Raw genomic sequence first — 25,249 nt, 5'->3', positions numbered from 1 at the left:
GCGCACCCGCGTACCCGCACACCTCCGCACACCCGGCGCCCCCGCGCCGTACGCGCCACTCACCTCCGCTCCCCCTCCCTGACCCGGGGCGGCCCACACCCGCGCCCCGGCACCGATCCGAAAGGTGCCGAAATCATGAGTCCCACCGGTCCCGACCACGGCCGGCTGCGCACCCTGGAAGCCCGGCTGCTGCTACGCCCCGAGATCGCCGACTGCGCGCTGCTGCCCGTCGAGCACGAGAACGGCCGCCCCGGCCTGCTGGCCTACCTGGTCCCCGCCGTCGACGGCGATCCCGAGGCCCTGCGCCGCCGGGCCGCCGCGGCGCTGCTGGACGCCGACCCGAGCGCCGAAGTACACCTCCTGGACGGCATCGTCCGCACCCCCGAGGGCGAACCGGACGCCGCCGCCCTGGCCGCGGCGCTCACCCGGCCGCCCACCGCCCCCGGCCCCGCCCTGCGCCACCTGCGCGAACTCACCGACCGCTGGCGCCCGTTCGGGGAGGGCCCGGCGACGGCCGGCGCCTCCCCGGCGCGGCCCACGGCCGCCCCCGGGGAGGCCGACTCCGAGCGCCCCGGCGCCGAGGACCCCGGGACGGAGGCCGTCGGCGCCCCGCTGCCCGCCCCCGGGCCGGACGCGCCCCGGACACTGCCCGAGGCACTGCTGCGCGCCGCCGAGCTGCACCCCGACCGCGGACTGCACCTGATCCGGGCGGGCGGCGAGGCCACCAGGATCACGTACCGTCAACTCCTCGGCCGCTCCCGCGAGATCCTCGCCGTGCTGGCCGCCGCCGGGCTACGGGCCGGGGACCGGGTGATCCTCCAGGTCCCGGAGCCCGAGTACTACTTCCCCACCCTGTGGGCCTGCTTCCTGGGCGGGATGCAGCCGGTGACGGTCGCCCGCCCGCCGGACTACCACGAGCGCAACCCCGTGCTGGAGAAGCTCTGGCACGCCTGGCAGACCCTGGAGGAGCCGCCGGTGCTCGTCTGCGGGCCCGCGGTGGCGGGCCTGGAGCGGCTCGGGGAGCTGTACCCGGCGCCCGGCCTGCGGGTGATCGCGGTCGACCGGCCCGCCGAGGGCGGGCTGCCGGACGGCCCCGCCCCCGAGCACGCCCCCGTCCCCGCCGACGTCGCGATGCTCCAGCTCTCCTCCGGCAGCACCGGACGCTCCAAGGCGGTGCAGATCACCCACCGCGGCATCCTGGAGTACGTGGCGGGGGCCGTCGCCCAGGGCACCGAGCCGGGCGACGGCACGGTCAACTGGCTGCCCCTGGACCACGTCGCCGGACTGCTGATGTTCCACCTGCGCGACGTGGTACTGGCCGCCGACCAGGTGCAGATCCCCACCGAACTCGTGCTCGCCGACCCGCTGGTCTGGCTGGACGCGCTGGAGCGCTACCGGGCGGCGCACTCCTGGTCGCCCAACTTCGGCTTCCGGCTGGTCGCCGAGGCCGTCCGGGCCGCCGGGCCGGACCGCCGCTGGGACCTGTCCTCGGTCAAGTCGCTGATCAACGCCGGGGAGCAGTGCACCGAGGCGGTGATCGACGAGTTCCTGGCCGCCACCGCCCCGTTCGGCATCCGCCCCGGCCACGTGCTGCTGGCCTGGGGCATGGCCGAGACCTGCACGGCGATCACCTACAAGCGCTACGACGAGGACGGCGCCCGCCGCCTGGTGCGCACCGACTCGCTGACCGGCCGGCTGGAGCCCGCGGACCCGGCCTCCGCGGAGCGCGGCACCGCCTTCCTCAGCATGGGCCGGCCCGCGCCCGGCACCCGGATGCGGGTGGCCGACGACGCCGGACGGGCGCTGCCCGAGCTCCGCGTCGGCCGACTCCAGGTCCACTCCGGCCGGGTGACGCCGGGGTACCTGAACAACCCGCCGGCCAACCAGGAGGCCTTCGTCGGCGACGACTGGTTCGACACCGGGGACCTGGCCTTCCTGGTCGACGGCGAGGTGGTGCTCACCGGCCGTCGCAAGGAGATCATCATCGTCAACGGCGTGCACTACTTCTGCCACGAGCTGGAGGACGTGGTGGCCTCCGTGGCGGGGGTGCGCTCCGGGCACGTCGCGGCCTTCGGGGTGCCGGACGAACGCACCGGCACCGAGCAGCTGGTGATCGCCTACGTCCAGAGCGACCCGGACGCGCCCTCGGCGCCGGTCGCCGCCGAGGTGCGGCAGCTGCTGGCGGCCCGCCGGCAGCCGGCCCCCGCCCTGGTGCTGCCCGTCCCGGCGGCCGACTTCCCGCGCACCACCAGCGGCAAGATCCAGCGCACCGCGCTGCGCGGGAGGCTGCTGGACGGCGAACTCGACGACCACATCGTCGCGTTGGACCTGGCCGAGGCCAACTCCCGGACGCTGCCGGACTGCGTGCGGCAGCTCGGCTGGGAGGCCCGCCCGGTGGCGGCGTCCCCTGCCTCTTCGGCGGCCTCTCTGGCCGAGGAAACGATCCTGCTGCTCGGCCCGTCCGGCCCCGGCACCCTCACCGAGGCCCTGTCCGCCGCCCTGCCGAACGCCCTGGTGGTGGACCACCCACCGACCGCCGACCCCGAGGACTGGCTGCGGGCCCTCGGCGACCGGACCGCCGACCGGCTGGTCTACCTGTGGAGCGCGACGGCCGACACCTCCGACCAGGCGCCGGACGAGGCGCTGCTCGCCCTGCTACGGGCGCTGCCGACGCGGGTCCCGGTCCGCGAACTGGTCTCCGTCAGCGCCGGGCTGCACGCCGTGCTCCCCGGTGAACTCCCAATCCCCCGAAGCGCGTTGACCGCCGCACTGACCGCCGGCGCACGGGCCGAGCAGCTGGTGCCCGCCGCCCGGCACCTCGACCTGCCGGGCGGGGCGCCGGTCGCGGAGCAGGCCGCCGCGCTGCTCGCCCTGCTCGCCGACCCCCGCCCCGAGCCCGAGTCCGCCTGGCGCGCCGGCCGCCCCTGGGCCCCCCGGCTGGCACCGGCCGAGGCCGCCCCCGAACCGGCCGGGGACGGCTGCTCACTGCTCACCCCCGGCGCCCGCTACCTCGTCACCGGCGGCCTCGGTGGGATCGCCGCCGAGCTGCTGCCCGGGCTGCTGCGCGAGTACGGCTCCCGGCTGCTGATCGTCGGCCGCAGCGACCTGGACGCCCCGACCGCCGAGGCGGCCGAACGCCGGGCCGCGCTGCGCCGACTGGCCGCCCAGGGTGGTCAGGTCACCTACCGCCAGGCCGATGTGACGAACCGTCAGCAACTGGCGGAGGTGCTCGCCGAGGCCGAGCGGGAGTGGCAGGCACCGCTGGACGGCGTGCTCCACCTGGCCGGCGGCTACCGGCTCACGCTCCTCGCCGACACCGGCACCGAGGACTGGCGCGAGGCAGTCCGGACCAAGGCCGAGGGCACCGACCACCTCATCGAGCTGGTCCGGCAGCGCCCCGGCGCCCAGTTCGTCGCCTTCTCCTCGATGATCGGCCTCCAGGAGGCGGTCGGCTCCACCGGGTACGCCGCCGCCAACCGCTACCTGGAGAGCACCGTCGAGCGGCTGCGCCGGGAGACCGGCACCCCGGCCTGGACGATCTCCTGGGGCCTGTGGAGCGGGGTCGGCATGAACCGCGACACCGAGAACGAGCAGGCCGCCGCCGGCCGGGGCATCGCCGTGCTGAGCGCCGCGCACGGCCGCCGGCTGGCCGCCCTGCTGCTGGCCGGCGCCCCGGGCCACCGGTACGCCGGTCCGGACCCGAGCTCCCCCGCCGCCCGGCGCCGCCTGCTCGCCACCGCGCCCCGCCCGGTGGCCGCCGCCGCGCCGACGCCGGTCACCGCCGAGCCGGCCGCCCGGCCCGCCACGGCACCCGGCCCCGGGCACACCGCCCCGTCCGGGCTGCGCCGACTGGTCCTGGACGCCTTCGAGTCCGTCCTCGACACCCCGCTGGACCCGGGCCGCCCGCTCGCCGAACTCGGCATCGGATCCCTCCAGTTGATGCGGGTGCACGGCGCGCTCAGCGCCGCGCTGCCCACGCCCCCGGCGCCCACCGAGCTGTTCCGCCACCCCACCGTGGACGCCCTGATCGCCCACCTGTCCGCCGAGCCGGCCACGCCCACCACCGCGGCCGCCGCCCCCGTCGCCGGGCCGGGCGACGACCGCCGGGTGGCGATCGTCGGCCTGGCGATGCGCCTGCCGGGCGCCGACACCCCCGAGCAGTACTGGCGGAACATCGTCGAGGGCGTCCGGAGCACCACCCGGTTCACCGAGGAGGAGCTGGCGGCGGCCGGACTGCGCCCGGAGGAGTACCGCCACCCCGACTTCGTCCCGGTCACCGGCGCGCTCACCGGCACCGACGAGTTCGACGCCGAGGCCTTCGGCATCAGCGGCACCGAGGCGGCCCTGATGGACCCGCAGCAGCGCCTGCTGCTGGAGATCTGCCGCCAGGCCCTGGAGGACGGCGGCTACGACGCGCCGGACCCGGAGCGCCGGGTCGGGGTCTTCGCCGGCACCGGGATGACCCTCTACGCGCTGCGCACCTACTACCAGCACACCCTGGCCACCACCGCCGACCCGTCCGAGCCGGTCGCCGCCCTGCAGACCGCGATCGGCAACCAGGCCGACTTCGCCGCCACCCGGGTCGCCTACCGGCTGGGCCTCACCGGCCCGGCGATCGGCGTGCAGACGGCCTGCTCCACCTCGCTGGTCGCGGTGCACCTGGCCGTCCAGTCGCTGCTCTCCGGTGACTGCGAACTGGCCCTGGCCGGGGCCGCCGCCCTGCACATCCCGCAGGCGGCCGGCTACCGCTACGAGGAGGGGTCGATCCTCTCCCCCGACGGCGCCTGCCGGGCCTTCGACGCCGACGCGGGCGGCACCGTCGGCGGCAACGGCGTCGCCGCCGTGCTGCTCAAGCGCCTCGACCGGGCGCTGGCCGACGGCGACACCGTGCACGGGGTGATCCTCGGCTCGGCCGTCAACAACGACGGCGGCCGGAAGGTCGGCTACACCGCGCCCAGCGTCGACGGGCAGGCGGCCGTGGTCGGCCGGGCCCTGGACCTGGCGGGCGTGCCGGCCGACAGCATCGGCTACATCGAGGCCCACGGCACCGGCACCCCGCTCGGCGACCCGATCGAGTTCCGGGCACTGGCCCAGGCGTTCCGCGCCCGCACCGAGGCCGCCGGGTTCTGCTCGCTCGGCTCGGTCAAGCCCAACATCGGCCACCTGGACACCTGCGCCGGGATGGCGGGCCTGATCAAGGCCCTGCTGGTGCTGCGGCACGGCACCATCCCCCCGCTGGTGAACTTCACCAGCCCCAACCCCGCGCTGGAACTGGCCGACAGCCCGTTCCGGCTCGCCGCCGAGCGCCGCGACTGGCCGGACGGCCCCACCCCGCGCCGGGCCGGCGTCAGCGCGCTGGGCGTCGGCGGCACCAACGCCCACCTCGTGCTGGAGCAGGCGCCCGCGGCCCCGGCCGTCGAACCGCGACCGGCGCCGACCGTGCTGCCGCTGTCCGCCCGCACCGCCCAGGGCCTGACCGAACTGGCCGGGCTGCTCCGCGACCGGCTGGACGCCGAACCCGCCCTCGCGCCCGGCGACCTGCCGCTCACCCTCGGCGCCGGTCGGCGCGCGCTGCGCCACCGGCTGGCCGTCACCGGCCCCGACCCGGCCGCCCTGCGCAAGGGCCTGGACGCCTTCCTGGCGGGCCGGACCACCGCCGGCGCGGCCCACCGCGAGGTGGGGCGCGGCGAGGTCCTGCCGGTGCTGCTCTTCACCGGCCAGGGCGCCCAGTACCGGGGCATGGCCGCCGAGCTGTACCGGGCCTTCCCGGCCTTCCGCGCCGTCCTGGACGAGTGCGACCGGCTGCACCGCGAGAACTGGGGCGAGCCGCTGCTGCCGCTGCTGCTCGACCCCGCGCCGCAGGGCACCGAGGACAGCTGGACCACCGAGGCGGCGCAGCCCGCGCTGTTCGCCCTCCAGGCGGCCTACCTGCGGCTCTGGCAGGAGCTCGGGCTCCGTCCCGCCGCCGTCGCCGGGCACAGCGCCGGGGAGTACGCGGCCTTCCACGCGGCCGGCGCGCTCGACCTGGCCGACGGGATGTTCCTGACCGCGCTGCGCGGCCGGCTGATGCACCGGCTGACCGAACCGGGCGCCATGACGGTGGTCTCGGCCGGCCTGGACCGGCTGGCCGGGCTCGGCGACTGGCTGCCCGGCGTGGACCTGGCCGTGGTCAACGGCCGGGGCCAGTGCGTGCTGGCCGGACCGCCCCGCGAGATCGCCGCCGCCGAGGCCGTGCTGGCCGCCGACGGGGTGACCACCGAACGGCTGGCCAGCGACCGGGCGTTCCACTCCCGCCTGCTCGACCCGATGCTCGACCCCTTCCGCGACCAGCTGGCCCGGCTGCGCCTGCGGCCGCTGGCCGTGCCGCTGGTCAGCAACCTCGGCGGCGAGGTGCTGGCCCCCGGGACCGTCCCGACGCCCGAGTACTTCCTCCGGCAGACCCGGGAGACCGCCCGGTTCGACCAGGTCCTCGCCGCACTGGACGGGCAGGGCCACGAGCTCTTCCTGGAGATCGGCCCGCACCCGACGCTGACCGGCATGGGCCGCCGGGAGCTGCCGGAGCGCCACTTCGTCGCCGGCGGCCGGCGCGGCGCCTCCCCGGAGCAGCAGTTCGACGCCGCCGCGGCCGCGCTCTGGTCGTACGGCGTCCCGCTCGACTGGGCCGGCTTCGCCGCCGCCCGGGACTGGCCGGACGGACCGGCCCGCCGCGTCCCGCTGCCCACCACCGTCTTCCAACGCCGCCGCCACTGGTTCACCGCCCCCGACCGGCCGACCACCGAGGACCCCGCCATGCGCCAGGACCCACCCCAGCAGACCGCTCCGGCCGCTGAACCGGCCGCCGCACTCGCCGCCTCACCTGCTGCTACACCCGCTGCTTCACCGACGCCGAGCCCCGAGGAGCTGGCCGGGCAGGCCGTGCTGCGGGAGGTCGTCGAGCAGACGGCCCGCCAGCTCGGCTACGACGAGGCCTCGGTCGGCACGGACGAGCCCTTCTTCGACCTGGGCGCCGACTCGCTGTCGATGATCAACATGATCCGGGACCTGGAGCGCGCGTTCCGGGTGCGGGTGTCGATGCGCGAGCTGTTCGAGGACGCCGACACCCCGGCCCGGCTGGCCGGGCTGATCGCCTCCCGGCTGGAGCCGGCCGTGCTGGCCACGCTGCTGCCGGCCGCCGAGCCGGAGCCCGTGGCGGTGCCCGAGCCGGTGGCAGCGCCGGTGGCGGCTCCCGCCCCGGTCGTCCAGGCCGCCCCGGCCCCGGCCGTTCAGGCCCCGGTTGTACAAGCACCGGCCGCCCAGGCGCCGCTCGTCCAGGCCCCGGCTCCGCAGCCCGTACCCGCCGCGCCCGCACCCATGCCCGCCGCCCCGCAGGCCCCCGCCGCACTGCCCCCGGTCACCGACGGCACCGGCCTGATCGAGCGCCAGCTCGCGCTGCTCGGCCAGTTCTCCGACCTGATGCGCGACCAGCTCGGCCTGCTGGCCGGCGGCGCGCCCGCGCTCCCCCCGGCGCCCGTGCCCGCGGCCCTGCCCCCGGCCGCCGTACCGGCCGCCGCGCAGGTCCCGACGCCCGCCGCCGCATCCACTGCCGTCGCTCCCGCCGCCGAGGCACCCGCCACCGAGAGCCCGGCCCCGGCCGCCGCGCAGGTGCACGGCCCCCGGGTGACGGTCTCCCGCGAGTCCGGCATGGCCGCCGGCGGCCTGACCGACCAGCAGCGCGCCCACGTGGACGAGCTGGTCGCCCGCTTCACCGCCCGCACCACCGCCTCCAAGGCGATCACCCGCCGCCACCGCCGCACCCTGGCGGACAGCCGCGCCGTGGTCGGCTTCCGCTCCGGCACCAAGGAGATGCTCTACCCGCTGGCCGCCCGCCGGGCCCGGGGCTCCCGGCTGGAGGACGTCGACGGCAACCCGTACGTCGACATCACCATGGGCTTCGGCGTCCTGCTCTTCGGCCACGACCCGGAGTTCGTCTCCGAGGCCGTCCGCGAGCACCTGTCCTCGGGCCTGCGGCTGGGCCCGCGCGGCCCGGAGACCGGCGAGGCCGCCGAGCTGCTGGCCGAGCTGACCGGCACCGAGCGGGTCGCCTTCGCCAACTCCGGCACCGAGGCGAACGCCGGGGCGATCCGGCTGGCCCGCGCGCACACCGGCCGGGACAAGATCGTCATGTTCGAGGGCTCCTACCACGGCCACTCCGACCAGACCCTGGGCCGGACGCTGGGCCGCGGTGCCGACCGGGAGACCGTCCCGGTGTCCATCGGCATCCCGGGCAGCGCGGTCGCCGACCTGCTGGTGCTGCGGTACGGCGACCCGGAGAGCCTCAAGGTCATCGAGGAGCACGGCGACCGGATCGCCGCCGTCCTGGTCGAGCCGGTGCAGAGCCGCCACCCCGGCCGCCAGCCCGTCGACTTCGTCCGCTCGCTGCGCGAACTGACCACCCGGCTCGGCATCGTGCTGGTCTTCGACCAGATGCTCACCGGCTTCCGCCCGCACCTGCGCGGCGCCGAGGGCTTCTGGGGCGTCACCCCGGACATGTCCACCTACGGCAAGGTGCTGGGCGGCGGCTACCCGATCGGCGCGATCGCCGGACGGGCCGACATCATGGACGGGATCGACGGCGGCCACTGGGACTACGGGGACGACAGCTACCCGCCCAAGGACACCACCTTCTTCGGCGGCACCTACATCCAGCACCCGCTGGCGATGACCGCCGCGGGCGCGGTGCTGCGCCACCTCAAGGAGGCCGGCCCCGGCCTCCAGGAGCGGCTGAACGCCCGCACCGACGAGCTGGCCACCACCCTGAACACCTTCTTCGAGGAGGAGGAGTTCCCGCTGCGGCTGGCCCACTTCGGCTCGCTCTTCCGGTTCGAGCCCCGGGCCGACATGGAGCTGCTCTTCCCGCACCTGCTGACCCGCGGGGTCTACGTGTGGGAGTGGCGCAACTTCTTCCTCTCCACCGCCCACACCGACGGCGACCTGGAGTTCGTGGCCGACGCGGTCCGCGAGTCGCTGCGCGACCTGCGGCGCGGCGGCTTCTTCCCGGCCTCGCCCGGCGTCCGCCTGCCGGCCCCGCGGCCGGCCGCCGAACTCCCGGCGCCCGCCGCGACCGTGCCCGCCGAGACGGTGGGCGGCGCCCCCGCCCCGGCCCTCCCGTACGAGCCGGTCAGCGACCCGCAGCGGCCGGTGGACTTCAGCCTCTACTTCTTCGGCGACTACCCGCTGGACTCCCCGGACGACGAGAAGTACCGCATCGTCCTGGAGAGCGCCCGCTTCGCCGACCGGCACGACTTCCACTCCGTCTGGCTGCCGGAGCGCCACTTCCACTCCTTCGGCGGCATCTTCCCCAACCCGTCGGTGCTGGCCGCCGCCCTGGCCCGGGAGACCAACCGGATCCGGCTGAACGCGGGCTGCGCCGTGCTGCCGCTGCACCACCCGGTGCGGGTGGCCGAGGAGTGGTCGGTGGTCGACAACCTGTCCGGCGGCCGGGTCGGCCTGGGGTGCGCGAGCGGCTGGCACCCCAACGACTTCCTGTTCTTCCCCGAGCGCTACGGCAGCCACAAGGAGCTGATGCACCGGCAGATCGACACCGTCCGGTCGCTGTGGCGCGGCGAGCCGTACCAGGGCCGCAACGGCAACGGTGAGCCGATCGAGGTGACCCTCCACCCGCGCCCGCTGCAGGACCTGCCGCCGATGTTCACCGCGATCGTCGGCAACCCGGACAGCTTCCGCGAGGCGGCCCGGCACGACCTCGGCGTCATCACCAACCTGATGACCCAGGACGTCGCCCAGCTGGCCGAGAACATCGCCGTCTACCGGCGCACCCGCGCCGAGCACGGCCTCGACCCCGAGGCCGGCCGGGTGGTCGTGCTGGTGCACACCTACCTGGGCACCGACCTGGCGACCGCGCGCGAGCAGGCCTACCGGCCGTTCTGCCACTACCTGCGCTCCTCACTCTCGCTGTTCGGGCAGATGGCCAACAGCCTGGGCCTGACCCTGGACTTCGCGAACGCCCGCGAGGAGGACCTGGAGTACGTGCTGGAGCGCGCGTACGAGCGGTACTGCGCCTCCCGCGCGCTGATCGGCACGCCGGAGAGCGTCCAGGGGGTGCTGTCCGAGCTGCGGGCGGCCGGCGCCGACGAGATCGCCGCCTTCGTGGACTTCGGGCTCTCCCCCGAACTGGTGGCGACCGGGCTGCCGCAGCTCGACGTCCTGCGCCGGGACACCCTGCGCGGCGCCCAACTGTCGTACGCCCAGCAGCGGATGTGGTTCCTGCACCGGATGCTGCCCGACGGCGGCCAGTACAACGAGGTCAAGGCGATCGCCCTGGACGGCCCGCTCGACCCCCAGGCACTGGACACCGCGCTGCGCCGGCTGGTCGAACGCCACGTGGCGCTGCGCACCGTCTTCCGGGAGCAGGACGGCGAACCGTTCCAGCAGGTGCTGGCGCCGCCCGCCGGCCCGGTCCTTCAGCGGATCACGGCCGACCCGGCCGCCGAGGACGCCGTCGCCGACCTGGTCGCCGCCGAGGGCGCGCACCGCTTCGACCTGGCCGAGGGCCCGCTGTTCCGGGCCCTGCTGCTGGAGCAGGCGGCCGAGCGGCACGTGCTGGTCCTGTCGATGCACCACATCGTGATCGACACCCTGTCCACCGTGGTGATCACCCGCGAGCTGGGCGAGCTGTACCTGGCCGCCCAGGAGGGCCGGGCCGCCCACCTGCCGGTACTGACCACCGGTCCGGCCGCCGAGGCCGCCCGGGAGCGGGCCCGGGTCGCCGAGGGCGAGTACGACGAGAGCCTCGCCCACTGGCGCAAGGTGTTCGGCGGCGGCGACCTGCCGGTGCTGGCCCTGCCCACCGACCGGCCGCGCCCCGCGGTGCCGGACGGTCGCGGCCGCTCCTTCGTCCACCACCTGCCCGCCGAACTCTCCGACGGCCTGCGGGAGTTGGCCCGTTCCAAGCGCTCGACCCTGTTCATGGTGCTGCTGACCGGCTTCGCCGGCGTCCTGCAGCGCTACGCCGGCCAGGACGAGATCGTGCTGGGCACCCCGGTGGCCAACCGGGCCGAGGGCACCGAGGACCTGGTCGGGTTCTTCGTCAACACGCTGGCGCTGCGCCTGGACCTGTCCGGCGAGCCGGCCTTCGCCGAGGCGCTGGGCCGGGTCCGCTCCACCGCGCTGGACGCCTACGAGCACCAGCAGCTGCCCTTCGAGGTGCTGGTGCAGGAGCTGAACCCGCAGCGCGACACCAGCCGCAACCCGCTGTTCCAGGTCATGGTCGAGTTCGAGAACCACATGGTCTTCGAGCTGGACCTGCCCGGGGTGACGGCCCGACCGCTGGACCACGTCGCCGACCGCGCCGCCTTCGACCTGACGCTCTTCCTGACCAGCCTGCCCGACGGCATCCGCTGCCACGTGGAGTACGCCGACACCCTGTTCGACCGGGCCACCGTCGACCGGCTGCTCGGCGCCTTCGAGCGGCTGCTCACGGCCGCCGTCGCCGACCCGGAGCGCCCGCTCGCCGAACTGGCCGTGGCGCCCGCCGACACCGCCCTGGAGTGCGGGCCGGCCGCCGCCCAGGACCCCGAGCACCCGCTGGCCACCATCTCCGCGACCGCGGCCGAGCGGCCCGAACAGACCGCGGTGGTCGCCGCCGACGGCAGCGAGACGGACTACCGGACGCTGCTGGCCCGCTCCGAGGACCTGGCCGGCCGGCTGCTCGCGGCCGGCGTCCGCGAGGGCAGCCGGGTGGGCGTGCTGCTCCCCCGCTCGCTGGACCTGGTGGCCGGGCTGCTCGCCATCCTGCGCCTCGGCGCCGTCCACGTCCCGGTCGACGTCCTGCAGGGCCCCGAGCGCTGCCGGCTGATCGTCCAGGACAGCGCACCGGTCGTCCTGCTCACCACCACGGACGACGCCCCGAAGGAGCTCGGCCTGACCGTGCCGACGGTGCTCACCGGCACCGCCCCGGCCGACGCCGCCCCCGCCGCGCTGCCCCCGCTGCCCGCCCCCTCGGCGCAGGCGCCCGCGTACCTGCTGTACACCTCCGGGTCCACCGGCCGCCCCAAGGGCGTGCTGATGCACTCGCTGGCCCTGGCCCACTTCGTGGCCTGGAACGTCGCCGACCACCCCGCGGCCCGCACCCTCCAGTACGCCTCCTGCGGGTTCGACGTCAGCGTCCAGGAGATCCTCACCACGCTGGCCGGCGGCGGCACCCTGCTGCTGATCGAAGAGGAGACCCGCTACGACGTGACGGCGCTGGCCGCCGTCGTCCGGGCCACCCGGGCCGAACGGGTCCACCTGCCGTACACCCCGCTGGCCGCACTGGCCGACGCGCTCGGCGAGGAGCCGGTGCCGCACCTGCGGGAGCTGATCTCAGGCGGCGAGCAGGTGCTGCTCACCCCCGGGCTGCGGGCCTTCCTGGGCCGCAACCCCGGCTGCCGGCTGGTCAACCACTACGGCCCGACCGAGACCCACGCGCTGACGGCCGGTGAGATCGAACCGGACGGCCCGGAGTACGCGTCGATCGGCCGCCCGACCCCGGGCAGCCGGATCGTGCTGCTCGACGCCTCCGGACGCCGGGTGCCGCCCGGCGCGGTCGGCGAGATCCACGCCCTCGGCGTCCAGGTCGGCATCGGCTACATCGGCCGCGACGAGGAGAGCGCCGCCGTCTTCACCGACACCCCCGACGGCCGAAGCTACCGCACCGGCGACCTCGGCCGCTGGCGCCCGGACGGCCGCCTGGAGTACCTCGGCCGGGCCGACCGCCAGGTCAAGGTGCGCGGCTACCGGGTCGAGCCGGGCGAGATCGAGACCGTGCTGCTGGGCCTGCCCGGCGTGCACGCCGCCGCCGTGACGGCACGCCGCACCCCGGCGGGCACCGTGCTCGCCGGGTACGTCGGATGCGCGGCCGCCGACCTGCCCGGGATCGCCGACCGCCTGGCCGACCTGCTGCCCGACTACATGGTCCCGAGCCTCTGGGCCACCGTCGACACCCTGCCGTTCACCCCGCACGGCAAGCTGGACACCGCCGCCCTGCCCGAGCCGCGCCCGCTCGGCGCGGACGAGCCGCAGGCCGCCCCGGCCACCGGGCTGGAGCGCACGCTGCAGCAGCTCTGGGAGGAGGAGCTCGGCCGCCCCGCCGGGGTGGAGACCTCCTTCTTCGACCTCGGCGGGCACTCCCTGGCCGCCACCCGGCTGCTGAACCGGGTCCGCGAGGAGACCGGCGTGCGGATCGGCGTCCTGGACTTCTTCCGCCGCCCGACCATCCGCGCGATGGCCGCCCACCAGCCGGCCGCCGAGCAGGCCCCGGCCCCGGCCTTCGAGGAGGGCACCCTGTGAGCACACCGGACATGAGCACGGCGGAGGAGACGGACGAAGGGTGGGCGCGGCTCCTCAAGCTGCTCGACGAGCGCGAGATCGTGCTGCGCACCACCGGTGAGAAGCTCGGCTACCTGGCCCCCGCGGGGGCGATGGACGAGGAGGTCACCGGCCTCGTCCGGGCCCACCGCGACCGGCTGCTGACCACCCTCACCGGCGATGGGGCGGCGCTGTCCGCCGCCCCCGCCGGGGTGACCCAGTGGCGGCTGCGCAAGGCCCACCGCGCGGCGGCCGATCCGGCGGTGTGGAACATCACCCACCGGATCACCCTGCGCGGGCCGCTGGAGCCCGAGCGGCTGGCCGCCGCGCTGACGGCGGTGACCGAGCGGCACGAGAGCCTGCGGACCCGGTTCCTGGAGACCGAGCTCGGGGGGCTCCAGCAGGTGCTCCCGAACACCCCGCTGGACGTCCCGGTCGACGACCTGCGCGGGCTCGCGCCCGCCGAACGGGACGCGGCCCTCGCCGCGGCCCTGGAGGCCGAGGTCGCCCGCCCGTTCGACCTGACCGCGCCCCCGCTGCTGCGCGCCCGGCTGCTGCGCCCGGCGGCGGAGGAGTGGGTGCTGCTGCTGACCATCCACCACATCGCGGTGGACGGCTGGTCGCTGGCCACCGTCCTGGCCGACCTGAGCGCGCTCTACCGTACGGGCGGGCCGCTGCCCGGGGAGGCCGGCCGGATGACCGACCACGCCTGCTGGGAGCGGACGGTGGTCAACCGGGCCTCCATGGCGGCGGCCGCCGACCACTGGGCCGAGGTCCTCGGCGGCGCCTCGCTCGCGGCGGACCTGCCCACCGACCGGCCGCGTCCCGAGCAGCGCTCCGGGCTCGGCGAGACGGCCGAGTTCCGGGTCCCGGCGGCGGTGGCCGAGGCGGTCGGGCGCTACGCCGCCGCCCGTTCCACCACCGCCTCGGCCGTCGTCGTCGCCGCCTTCGCCCGGCTGCTCGGCTCGCTCAGCGGCGCGTCGGAGACGCTGATCCTGCTCTCCAACGCCAACCGCAGGCGGCCGGCCGACGAACGGGTGGTCGGCCTGCTCACCAGCAGCATGCCGATCCTGGTGCCCACCCGGAGCGAGAGCGGCTTCGGGGCCCTGGTGGACCACGCCGCCGAGGCGATCGCCTCCGCCCTCGACCACTCCCTGATGCCGTTCGGCCTGCTGGTCGAACCGCTGCGGGAGCGCGGCGTCCCCATGCCCGTCGGCTACCCGCAGGTCGTGCTCGCCGTCCAGAGCACCCCGCCGATCGGCCTCGACCTCCCCGGCCTGACCGCCGAGATCGAGGACATCCCCGGCCACTCCGCCCGCGCCGACTGCGCGTTCTCGCTCACCCCGGACGCCGACGGCTACCTCGGGCAGGTCGAGTACGACGCCGACCTGTTCGACCCGGGCACCGTCCGGGGCTGGCTGGACGCCCTGGTCGCGGACCTGGCCCGGCAGTTGGAGGTCCCGCTCGGGTGACCCGACGGGCCCGGAGGCCCCGGTGGGCGGCGTACCGCCCACCGGGGCCTCCGGGCGTTCGGGGAATGCCAGTCAGCACCCCGGGTTCAGCGGCCAGTACGGCCCGTCGGGCCGGTCGAGCCACACCCGCTGCCCGCTGCTGGTGATGCTGAACCCGTAACGCTCGCGGGCCGGGCGGCCGTTCGCGGCGTACAGGCGGTGGGCTGCTTCGAGCTCGGACCATAGGAGGCGCGGCCCGGCCTCGGCCACGGAGCCGTCGGGCCGCAGCTCTGCGATCGATCCCGCGCCGTCCCACAGGCAGGCGCCGACCGGCCGCCCGTCGTTCAGGTCGTAGTTCCATCCGAGCGGGCCGAGGGCGATGCTCACCAGGAACCGGAAGTGCTCGTCCACGACGACGTCGGGGCCGAGTTCCGACGGGCGTGCGCCGACAGCGGGCAGGGCCGGGCGGCGGATGACGCCGCTGCCCCCGACCGTGCGCAACGGAATGAAGTAGGCGCCGGTCGGCAGGAACCGGCCGCCGGCCTCGGTGGCACCGCTCTTCTCCGCGCGGACGACGCCCGCGCCGAGCGGAGCGACGATCACACCGCCCCCCGCGAGCGCCTGCAGCCACGTCGTCGGAATGTGGTCGAGCCCGCAGGTGGCGATGATCGCGCCGAACGGGCCACCCGCATCGGTGAGGGTGGCCCCGTCGGCGGTGACCACGGTCGGCCGATAGGGCGTCGAGTCGAGCCGGCGCCGGGCCTCGGCCGTCACGTCCGGGTCGACGTCGACGGTCACGACCCGATCGGAGCCGTAGCGGTGGGCGAGCAGTGCGGCGTTGTAACCGGTGCCGGTACCGATCTCCTTCACCGGGCCGTCGACATCGTCGCCGAGCGCCTGCAGCATCGCGGCCATCAGCGACGGTTGTGTGGACGACGACGCGGCGTTCCCGCCGATCAGGTGGGTGACGAGGGGCCGGTTCGCGTAGACGGCCCGCAGCCACCCGGCGGCGTGGTCGGGGTCGTCGCCGGCAATCCGCTGCTGCCGGCCGTCAGGGCCCTGCCGGTAGAAGTACGGCACGAACAAGTGGCGGGGGACGTCGCGGAACGCGCGCTGCCACGCGGGGTCGGCCAGGGAGCCGTCGGCGGTGAGCGCGTCGACCAGTGCGGCACGCAGGGCGTCGGCAGTCGGCTCGGCGGTGGTGGTGGTCACAGAGTGCCCTTCTGGAGCAGGTCGGCCAAGGCGGTGGTGATGGCATCGCGGGTGCAGTCGATCCACGCCCACTGCCCACCCGGATTCACGTCGACCAGCCAGTGCGTTCCGACCTGGTCCACGATCAGGTCGACGGCGGCATAGACGAGTCCGAGGCGCCACAGCATGTCCAGGATGCCCGTCCGGATGGGCACGGGGAGGCAGATCGGGGAGTATGCGAGGCGCTTGGAGTCGGTGCGCCAGTCGAGCCGCCCGGGGCCGTCCGGGGCGTCGATCCTGACGGGGAACAGTCGGCCGGCCACGCAGGTCACGCGGACTTCGTAAGCCTTGTCGGTGATCTCCTGCTGGTACAGGTGCGCGGTGAGGGCCACCCGCGGGTCGTCCCACCGGTCGGCGGGAACGCGGGTGGTGTAGATCTGCCCGCGCTGCCCGTTCTCGGTGTGGACAATCCCGCCGAGCACCTTCGTGACGATCCGGCCCCGGCACCGGTCCGCGAAGTCCCGCACCGCGCCGGGGTCATTGGTCACCAAGGTCGCCGGGACCTGCAGGCCGGACTCCGCGGCGGCGGTGAGCTGTGCGGGCTTCGTACAGTCGGCGTTGCGCTCGGGACGGTTGACCCACAACACCTGCGGCAGGGAGCCGAGGACGCCGACGAACCCGCGCTTCGCCTGCCCTGCGGCGAACCGCTGTTCCGGGCCGGACATGCTGTCGGGAAACCGGAACGTGGTGGGCTTGCGCCACCACACGGAGGTGAGCTCGGACAGGTCGATCCCTCGCAGGGGCCCGACGACGGCGCCGCCCCACGCGCCGTCGGGCCGCAGCTCGGCACGCATGGTGATGCGCTGCGGGAAGTCCGCCACATCGGTGCGCCAGAACGGAACGCCTCGGGCGTTGAGCTCACGCAGGACGTAGTCGGCGGTGGGGTCGAGATCGTGGGTGATGACGAGCACGCGGGGCGGGACGCCCCGCGTGCTCCCGGTGCCGTGGGTCATCAGTCGTCGTTCTGGTCGAAGTCGACGCTGATCACGGTCTGGCCGTCGCTCTCGGTCTGGCACCCCGACCCTTCCATGGTCGGCATGTCCAGGGCCACGCGACCGTCGATCAGGGACAGCTGCGTGTGCGGGTCGACGGTGACGTGGGGCAGCGGCATGACGGTCACGGGGTTGGTGACGGCGTCGAGCCCGAACGGTCGGGTGGCGAGCGGGCCGGACGGCTCGGTGTCGATGCCCATGTTCAGGGTGGGCAGTCGGTCGGTCAGGACGGACATGGTGGCGCTCCCTCGTTCTCGTTCGGACCGGTCCTCCCAGGGGGCGAGGATCGGTGGTGGTGCCGACGGCCGCACACGGGACGCCTGTCCGTGGACCGGGCTCCCCTCCCTGCGGACAACATCCGCACTGCTCTGAGTGACGCAACGAAATCGTACGGTGACGACTCGTGGGTGAGGGGGACACCCTGTCCCCCTCACCCACCGTGTACCGGCGTTCACCCGCAGCGGAGCCTGGTGCCCCAACTGCCCGCCGCCCTACCGTGGAACGGCTGTCGCCACCGGGTGTTCGTCCGGTTGAGGCAATTTCCCGGTGGCGGCGCCCAGCCGAGGAGATGCACATGTCCGATCTGCCCGAGGAACTCACCCCCGGTGAGCGCATCCGCATCATGCGCGAGCGTCGCGGGATGACGCGCCCCGTGCCCGCCGGCCTGGTCGGCCGCAGCACTGATTGGCTCAAGAAGATCGAGAGCGGAGAACGCGCGATCAGCAGTCACGCGATACTGCTCAAACTTGCGTTCGCACTCGACGTGACCGATCTGTCAGTGCTGACCGGACCGGCCGGGGCCGCGCAGCCGGTCAGCACCGGCCGGCTGTTCCACCCCGCGTCGACAGCCATCTGGTCGACCCTCCTCGAACGCGGAACCCGGCCGCCGGCACCGGTCCCGGCGGGGATGACCTCCGCGACCTACGCCGCCGATGTCGACGCCGGGTGGCGCCTGTGGCACCAGGCGGCGAACAACCGGACCGCCGTCGGGAACATCGCCCCGGACCTGATCCGGCACGGGGAGGCGCTGGCCCGCTCGGCCGGCGGCGACGACCGCCGCACCGCACTGGTGGGGCTCGCCTCCGCGTACCGGCTCGCGCAGCAGGTGATTGCGTACATCGGCCCGGCAGAGGCCGTGTGGATGCTCGGCGACCGTGCCATGGCAGCCGCCGCCGACGCCGACGACCCGGCCGCCATGGGCGCCGCCGCATGGAACCTCGCGAACACCATGCGCGCCGTCGGTGAGCACGAAGGCGCCATGCTGATGGTGACCACGGCAGCCGACCGGCTGCGCCCGCACCTCGCCGACGGACCGCAGCACTGGCGGGGCCTGTACGGGGCGCTGCACCTGCACGCGGCGATCACCGAGGCGCGGGACGGCCGGGACGGGATGGCGTGGAACCACTGGGACACGGCCGACAAGGTCGCGAAGTCACTGCCGGCCGGGTACACCGAGCTGTCGACGGTGTTCGGGCGGGCGAACGTCGACCTTCACGCGGTCAGCATCTCCACCGAGCTGCGGAGCTCAGGCAAGGCACTGTCGCTGGCGGACGAGATCGACCCGGACTCGATCCCGTCGACGGAGCGCCGAACCAGGCTGTGGGTGGATGCGGCCCGGTCGCACATGCATCGGGGCGACCGGACCGCCGCGCTGCACGTGATGGGGATCGCGCTGCGGATCAGCCCGGAGACGGTCCGGTTCACACCCCAGGCTCGTTCGGTCGCGGCCGAGTTGTGGCGGAAGTCGCCGCGCGCGATGCGAGCGGAGACGTTGGAGCTCGCCGAGGCGGTGGGGATCACGACCGGCGTGTGACCCGAGGCGCAGCCCCAACCCCGGAAGGTGACAACCGACCCCATCGCGCAGGGAGATCGGATAGCCAACTGGAAGAGATCTGGAACTTCCGGTTCGACGAGCAGACTTGAGCAAGGGGATCCAGTCGCGATGATCGAGGCGAACACGCGACGAGGCCACAGGCGTCGGACCCGCGGCGAGCCGGTCGCGCGCACCGGGGCGCCGGATGAGGCCGTCGCCCTCCCAGAGGGCCTCGGCCCGACGACCTGAGGCGACGGACGCGGAGGACCGCTATCAGCACAACGGGCTTCCGCTGCATGGGAAGTCGGACCGGCCGACTTCCCATGCAGCGGGTGGGCTCCGTGGGCCACGCCGGCGTCAGGAGCGTCGGCGGCCGTTCCGGCGGGCGAGACGGAACACGGCGACACCGGCGCCCACGCAGAGCAGGGCGCTCATCAGCAGGGCCGGTGTGCCGCTCCCGGTCTCGGGGAGCTGGCCCCCACCGTGGCCGGGCACCGGACCGGGCGAGTGGTGGTGGCTCGGGCCGCCCGTGGGCGACGGGCCGTGGGACGCCGAGTGGCTCGGACCGGTCGTCGGGGACGCCGAGTGGGTGGGAGAAGCCGTCGGGGACGGCGAGTGGGTGGGAGAGGTAGTCGGGGACGGCGAGGGGGAGGGCGAGGAGGACGAGGACGAGGACGAGGACGGGGACGGCGAGGGGGAGGCGCAGGCGACCTCCTCGATCACGACCTCCCCGTTGCCGCTGCGCGCTCCGGTGGTGAAGGTCGCGGCGGCCGGGCCGAGGCTGGAGCCGCCGCCTCCCCCGCCGCCGTCGAGCGTGGTCGCCGTGGAGGAGCCGCCGGCGCCGCCCCCGTGGGCCCCGCCGCCGCCTCCGCCGCCGGCGCCCATGTGGGGGTCGCCGATGTTGACGGCCGCGTCGCCGCCCTTGGTGCCGGTGGCGCTGCCGCCCGCGAAGCCGTCGCGGTCGAACTCGGTTGTGGCGGTTCCACCCGCGCCACCCGCTCCCCCGCTTCCGCCGGACTTGCCGCCCTTGCCCGCCGCGCTCTGCCCGGTGTCGGCCCCGTCGGTTCCGGCCTGCCCGCCGGCGCCGCCGGACGCGGTTCCGTCGTTGGTGAAACTGCCGGCACCTCCGCCGCCGCCACCCGCGATGATCAGCGCGCTGCCACCCGTCGTCACGGTGGTGGCGCCTCCGCCGCCGGCACCGATGGCGCCGTTGCCGGGCCGGTGCTCCGTGTTGGAGGAGCCGCCCTGGCCGCCGCCGCCGTACCCGCCGTAGGCCAGGCTGCCGGGGACGGAGAGGTCTCCTCCGCTGCCCGCCTGCCCCACGTCGACGGTCAGCACCTGACCGCTCGTGACCTGGACCGTGGCTCGGACCTGACCGCCCTTCCCGCCGGGCGACCCGTAGACGGCGTCCCCTCCCGCACCGCCGGAGGCCCGCACCACCAGCTCGCAGATCCCTTCGGGGACGACGTACTGCTCGGGCGCGCCCTTGTAGTCGAACGTGTGGATTCCGGGGGCCGCAGACGCCTGGTGCGGGGCGCAGACGAGAAGGGCCGCCAGGGCGGCCGAGGCGGCGATTCCACCGGTTCCGTAGTGGATGTTTCTCATACAAACCTTGTAATCGAGCCGCGTTCCTCCCGAGGGACAACACACGGCGCCGTCCGGGTGAACCATGCGGGGCGGGAGCACGCCACCGTCGATTGGGAATCATCAACCCGTCCCGAGGGAACGGGAGTTGGCGGCCCCCACCGCTCGGTCCACCTGACCGGCCGTCGGCCCGGCCTCGCGATCCCGGAGGGGGTTTCCGGCCCCGGCAACCCGGTCGGCACCGCAAAACCCGTTGGATGCGACAGTCCCGCCGATGGTAAACATGTGACATGTTACAAGGCAGCCGCATCACCCTCCGGGCCCGTCACGACGCCGACCTCCCGGTCCTCCTGGCCGAGTTGTACGACGACGTGGCGACCCGCGCCCGGGCCGACACCCGGCCCTGGCGGCCCATCCCGCCCGGCTCGGCGGACTCCCCGTACGTCGTTCCCGGGCCGTCCGACGAGGCCGCCTGCTTCTCCGTGGTCGAGACGGCCTCCGGGGAGCTGGCCGGTGAGGCCCTGCTGTGGGGCATCGACGCCCACAACCGCAGCGCCCACCTGGGCCTCGCCCTGCTGCCGGGCCACCGGGGGCGCGGGCTCGCCCCGGACGTCCTGCGGGTGCTCTGCCACTACGCCTTCCCGGTGCTCGGCCTGCGCCGCCTCCAACTGGAGACCCTGGCGGACAACACCCCGATGCTCCGGGCCGCCGCCACGGCCGGCTTCACCGTCGAGGGGCGGCTGCGCCAAGCCGCCTGGGCGTACGGGGAGTTCGTGGACCAGCTGGTACTCGGGCTGCTGGCCGAGGAGTGGCAGGGGTGAGCGACGGCCCGTCCGGGCTGCGGCCCCTCCCCCACGGCTACACCAACCGCACCGCGGGCGATGGCACGGTCGTCGTGAAACGGTACGAGGGGCCGGACGCCGAGGAGCGGCGCCGGCGCGAGCACCGGCTGCTGACCCTGCTGCACGGGCTGCTGCCGGTTCCCCCGGTGCTCGGTACCGAGCCGGGCGCCATCACGCTCGGCCACCTTCCCGGAGTGCCCGCGCAGGACCTGCTGGACGCCGGGCACGGCGCGCAGGTCCTGGCCGCCTGCGGGCGGGTGCTGCGACGGCTCCAGGCTGTCGACCCCGGCGTGGCCGGCGACGGTCCGGCGCCCCCGGGTTCGGTGCTGGCGCACGGGGACTTCGGGCCCAACAACCTGCTGCTGGACCCGGCGACCTTCGCCGTCACCGGCCTGCTGGACTGGGAGTTCGCCCATCTCGGCGAGCCGGTGGAGGACCTGGCCTGGTGCGAGTGGATCGTCCGCATGCACCACCCGGCCCGGGCGGGCGCCCTGAACCACCTCTTCGACGCGTACGGGCAGCCGGTGCCGCCCTGGCCGCGGCGCCGGACCGCCATGCTCGCCCGGTGCGCCCGGCTGGAGGAGTTCTGCCGCCGGGGCGACCCGGGCGGGCCGGGGGTACGGCAGTGGCAGGAGCGCGGGCGCCTGACGGCGGGCTGGCCGGAGCAGCCGGGACCGCCCTCCTGACGGCGGCGGGGCGGGCGCTCCGGGCGCGCGCACAGCGGGTCGTGACGATCTGTGAGACGGATCTGGCGCACGCCTCGACCAGTCCGATACGGTCTGGACCAATCAGCGGGCGATCTTCCTGTGGCATCGTTCCGCCACGCTCCGAACGCCTCCGGGAGTCGTCATCAGCGCCCGACCCGCCTCCGTTCCGCTCACCCTCCCGGCGCTCCTGGACCACCGGGCGGCGCTCCATCCCGAACGCACCGCGCTGCTGGTACCCGGCGGCGGGAGCCTCACCTACGGCCGGTGGCGCGAGCGGGCGGTGCGGGCCGCGCACGGGCTGGCCGGGGCCGGCGTGCGGCCCGGGGACACGGTGGCGCTGCTGTTCACCAACCGGGAGTGGGACGCGTACGCCGTGGCGTTCCTGGCCGCCCACTACGCGGGCGCGGCCGGGCTGGTGATCCGCGAGGACTTGGCCCCGGCCGATGTGGAGCGGCTGGTCGAGGCGGCCGGGGCTCGCTGGGCGGTCGCCGGGAACGGCCCGCGCACCGCGCTGCCCACCTTCGCGCTCGACGGCCTCGACGGCCTCGGCGGTCTCGACACGCCGGACGAGCCGCCGCACCGGGTCGCCCCCGGGGACCTGGCCCAGGTCATCGGGACCTCGGGCACGACCGGCACCCCGAAGGGCGTCCGGGCCGCGCACGCGAGCCTGACCGCCGGGCTGGTCCTCGACCCCCGCCCCCGCCCGTACGCGCACTCGCGGCACGCGGTGCACGCCTTCCCGATCGGGACCAACGCCGCCCAGGCGGTGCTGGTGAACGCGCTGACCGCGCAGCCCACGACGATCTGCCTGCCGCGCTTCGACGCCGAGGAGTTCGGGCGGGTGGTCGAGGAGTCCGGTGCGGGCACGGTCTTCCTGGTGCCGTCGATGGCGGTGGAACTGCTGAACTCCGGGGTCGCCGACCGCCGGGACCTCGGCAGCGTCCGGCTGGTCGGGTCCACCGCCGCCGCGCTCCCACCCGCCGTCGCCGCCGGGCTGTCCGCCGCCCTGCCGAAGGCGACGGTCGTCAACACCTACACCTCGGCCGAGGCCGCCCCCGCGCAGATCTCCGCGGTGGTGGACCCGGGCCGTCCGGGTTCGCTGGGCCGCCCGACCGACCCGGCCGACCTGCGGATCCTGGACGAGGCCGGGGAGCCGGTGCCGCCCGGCGGGACCGGCGAGATCTGGCTGCGCCAGCCCGGCCCGCCGCGCGGGTACGCCGGGGCGGCCTCCGACACCGTCTTCCGCGACGGCTGGGTGCGGATGGGCGACCTCGGCCGACTGGACGGGGACGGCTACCTCCACCTCGTCGACCGGGAGAGCGACATCGTCAAGTCCGGTGCGCTGAAGGTCTCCACGCTGCGGATCGAGGCCGTGCTGCACGAGCACCCGCAGGTCGCCGACGCGGCCGCGCTCGGCCTGCCGCACCCGGTGATGGGACAGGTGCCGGTCGCCGCGGTGGTCCCGCGACCGGACGGGATCGACCTCGACGGCCTGCGGCTGTTCCTGAGCGAGCGGCTCGCCAGGCCCGAACTGCCGGTACGCGTCCTGGTGTTGGACTCCCTGCCGCGCAACCCGAGCGGCAAGGTGCTCAAGCACGAGCTGCGGGCCGCGTTCGAGGAACCCGCCCCGACGACCGGACGGGCCCCGGAGACGGAACGCGAGCTCGCCCTGGCCGGCCTGTGGCGGGCCGTGCTGGGCCGGCCGGTCCAAGCGGTGGAGGAGGAGTTCTTCGCCCTCGGCGGGGACTCGTTCCGCGCCGTCCAGCTGGCCGCCGCGATCTCCGCCGAGTTCGGCGTGGCGGCCCGTACGGCGCTGGTCTTCGAGCGCCCCTCGCTGCGCGCCCAGGCGGCCTGGCTGGAACGGGCCGACGTCGCCCCGGCCGAGCCGGCGGAGCGGTCCGGGGCCGAGGTGTCGGACTTCCTCCGCTCGCTGCGCGCGCAGCCGCACGACCTGCCGCTCACCTCCCAACAGGAGAACTTCCTGCGCTGGATGGCCGAGGCCCCGGGCCGCAACGTCGGCGCGGTGGCGGTGATGTTCCGGGTGACGGAGGGCCTGCGGACGGACGTCCTCGCCGACGCCCTGCACGAGGCGATCCGCCGCCATCCCGCGCTGCGGACCAGGTTCGTCCCGGTGCCCGGCGCCGAACCGGGGGTGCTGCGGGCCGTCCTGGACGACGAGCCGCACGCGGACGTGGTGCTGGTGGAGGCGCCCGGCGCGAGCGACGACGAGGTGTCGGCGCGGCTGGTCGCCGTGCGCGACCGGCTGACGGACGTCGCCTCGGGGCCGATGACCAGGCTGGCCGTGGTGAGCCGCGGGCCGGCGGACCACGTCGTCCTGCTGGCCGTCCACCACCTCGTCAGCGACGGCTGGTCGCTGGGGGTGCTCCTGCGCGAGCTGGGGGTGGCGTACTCGGCGCTGTGCCACGGGCGCCGGGTGCCGGCCGCCCGGCCCGGCCCGGAGTACGGCGAGCTGGTGGAGTGGTCGAACGCCCACTGGCCGGCGTCCCGGACGCACTTCGGGACGGCGCTCGCGCACGCGCCCGCCGCGGTCGACCCCTTCCCGGGGCGCCGGCACACCGAGGTGGTGCTGAGCGCCGCCCACGCGTTCACGGTGCCCCCGGCGGCGGCGGACGCGCTGCGGGCCAGGGCGGCGGAGCTGGGGGCCACGCCGTTCCTCGCGGTGGCGGCGGTCTGGAGCGGCCTGCTGGCCGCCCGCAGCGGACAGCCGGACCTCGTCCTCATGACGCCGGTGCCCGGGCGGACCAGGCCGGAGGCGGAGCGGGCGGTCGGCTGTTTCGTGCAGTCGCTGCTGGTGCGGGTGGACGTGTCGGGCGCGCCGGGGTTCGCCGAACTGCTCGACCGGGTCCGGTCCGCCGCCACCACGGCGCTCGACCACCAGCTGTACCCGTTCGCGGAGTTCAGCCCGCTGGTGCCGTTCGCGGCCTGGCTGCGGTACGAGAACTGGAGCGCGCCGGCCCAGCTGCCGGGGGTGGCCTGCGCGGCCTGGGAGCTGCCCCGCAACGCCACCGTGCCGTATCCGCTGCCGGGCGGTGACCGGCACGTCCCCGAACTGGCGGTCACCGAGCAGCCGGACGGCGCGCTGCGGTGCTGGCTGCGGTACAACGAGCACGCCTTCGAGGCGGCGACGGTGTCGGCGCTGGCCGACGACCTCGCCGCGGCGCTGGCCGGGGCGGCCGGCATCTGACACGAGGCAAGCGGGGGTGCGGCCGTCACCGGCCGCACCCCCGGACCATTCGGCCGCCCG

The 25,249-nt window shown here is 75.4% G+C and carries 10 protein-coding genes; 6 read left to right on the top strand and 4 right to left on the bottom strand.

What is annotated here, in order from left to right; translation table 11 throughout:
• Nucleotides 1-135: 135 nt before the first annotated feature.
• Together ACFVU7_RS27675 and ACFVU7_RS27670 are read left to right on the top strand one after the other, a co-directional pair.
• A complete protein-coding gene (locus ACFVU7_RS27675; RefSeq protein ID WP_388047690.1) occupies nucleotides 136-13,326 on the top strand; it encodes a MupA/Atu3671 family FMN-dependent luciferase-like monooxygenase in 13,191 nt (4,396 codons plus the stop codon).
• Nucleotides 13,323-14,816, top strand: coding sequence for a condensation domain-containing protein (locus ACFVU7_RS27670; RefSeq protein WP_388047689.1), 1,494 nt, complete (start codon nucleotides 13,323-13,325; stop codon nucleotides 14,814-14,816). Before ACFVU7_RS27675 ends, ACFVU7_RS27670 begins: the two co-directional genes overlap by 4 nt.
• A 72-nt stretch (nucleotides 14,817-14,888) precedes the next feature.
• Here ACFVU7_RS27670 and ACFVU7_RS27665 read toward each other — a convergent pair whose 3' ends face one another.
• From ACFVU7_RS27665 to tgmA, 3 genes are read right to left on the bottom strand one after another with little or no spacing between them, the layout of a single operon-like run.
• Nucleotides 14,889-16,007, bottom strand: a complete 1,119-nt coding sequence (locus ACFVU7_RS27665; protein ID WP_388047687.1) for a methyltransferase domain-containing protein — start codon at nucleotides 16,005-16,007, stop codon at nucleotides 14,889-14,891.
• Nucleotides 16,004-16,999 carry an MvdC/MvdD family ATP grasp protein gene (locus ACFVU7_RS27660; protein ID WP_388047685.1) on the bottom strand — a complete coding sequence of 332 codons (996 nt, stop codon included), beginning with the start codon at nucleotides 16,997-16,999 and terminating at the stop codon, nucleotides 16,004-16,006. Before ACFVU7_RS27660 ends, ACFVU7_RS27665 begins: the two co-directional genes overlap by 4 nt.
• Complete coding sequence (gene tgmA / locus ACFVU7_RS27655; protein ID WP_117485595.1) at nucleotides 16,999-17,274, bottom strand: putative ATP-grasp-modified RiPP; 276 nt, start codon at nucleotides 17,272-17,274, stop codon at nucleotides 16,999-17,001. Before tgmA ends, ACFVU7_RS27660 begins: the two co-directional genes overlap by 1 nt.
• 260 nt (nucleotides 17,275-17,534) lie before the next feature.
• Between tgmA and ACFVU7_RS27650 the strand changes: the two genes are divergently transcribed.
• Nucleotides 17,535-18,851 carry a helix-turn-helix domain-containing protein gene (locus ACFVU7_RS27650; protein WP_388047683.1) on the top strand — a complete coding sequence of 439 codons (1,317 nt, stop codon included), beginning with the start codon at nucleotides 17,535-17,537 and terminating at the stop codon, nucleotides 18,849-18,851.
• A gap of 357 nt (nucleotides 18,852-19,208) precedes the next feature.
• On the opposite strand, the gene ACFVU7_RS27645 is transcribed toward ACFVU7_RS27650, so the two are convergent.
• The gene (locus ACFVU7_RS27645; RefSeq protein ID WP_388047681.1) at nucleotides 19,209-20,456 is read right to left on the bottom strand and encodes a hypothetical protein; all 1,248 of its coding nucleotides are present in this window, start codon (nucleotides 20,454-20,456) and stop codon (nucleotides 19,209-19,211) included.
• A gap of 269 nt (nucleotides 20,457-20,725) precedes the next feature.
• Here ACFVU7_RS27645 and ACFVU7_RS27640 point away from each other — a divergent pair, with 269 nt between their 5' ends.
• The 3 genes from ACFVU7_RS27640 (at nucleotide 20,726) to ACFVU7_RS27630 (ending at nucleotide 25,189) form a co-directional block, all read left to right on the top strand.
• Entirely contained in the window at nucleotides 20,726-21,256 is a 531-nt protein-coding gene (locus ACFVU7_RS27640) for a GNAT family N-acetyltransferase (protein ID WP_388047679.1), read from the top strand.
• A complete protein-coding gene (locus ACFVU7_RS27635; RefSeq protein WP_388047678.1) occupies nucleotides 21,253-21,963 on the top strand; it encodes a phosphotransferase family protein in 711 nt (236 codons plus the stop codon). The genes ACFVU7_RS27640 and ACFVU7_RS27635 overlap by 4 nt, the downstream gene beginning before the upstream one ends.
• A 112-nt stretch (nucleotides 21,964-22,075) precedes the next feature.
• Nucleotides 22,076-25,189 carry an AMP-binding protein gene (locus tag ACFVU7_RS27630; protein ID WP_388047821.1) on the top strand — a complete coding sequence of 1,038 codons (3,114 nt, stop codon included), beginning with the start codon at nucleotides 22,076-22,078 and terminating at the stop codon, nucleotides 25,187-25,189.
• Nucleotides 25,190-25,249: the final 60 nt, after the last annotated feature.

Source organism: Kitasatospora sp. NPDC058046 (genome assembly GCF_042885595.1).
GTDB lineage: Bacteria > Actinomycetota > Actinomycetes > Streptomycetales > Streptomycetaceae > Kitasatospora.
This window is presented reverse-complemented; position numbering and strand designations above follow the sequence as displayed.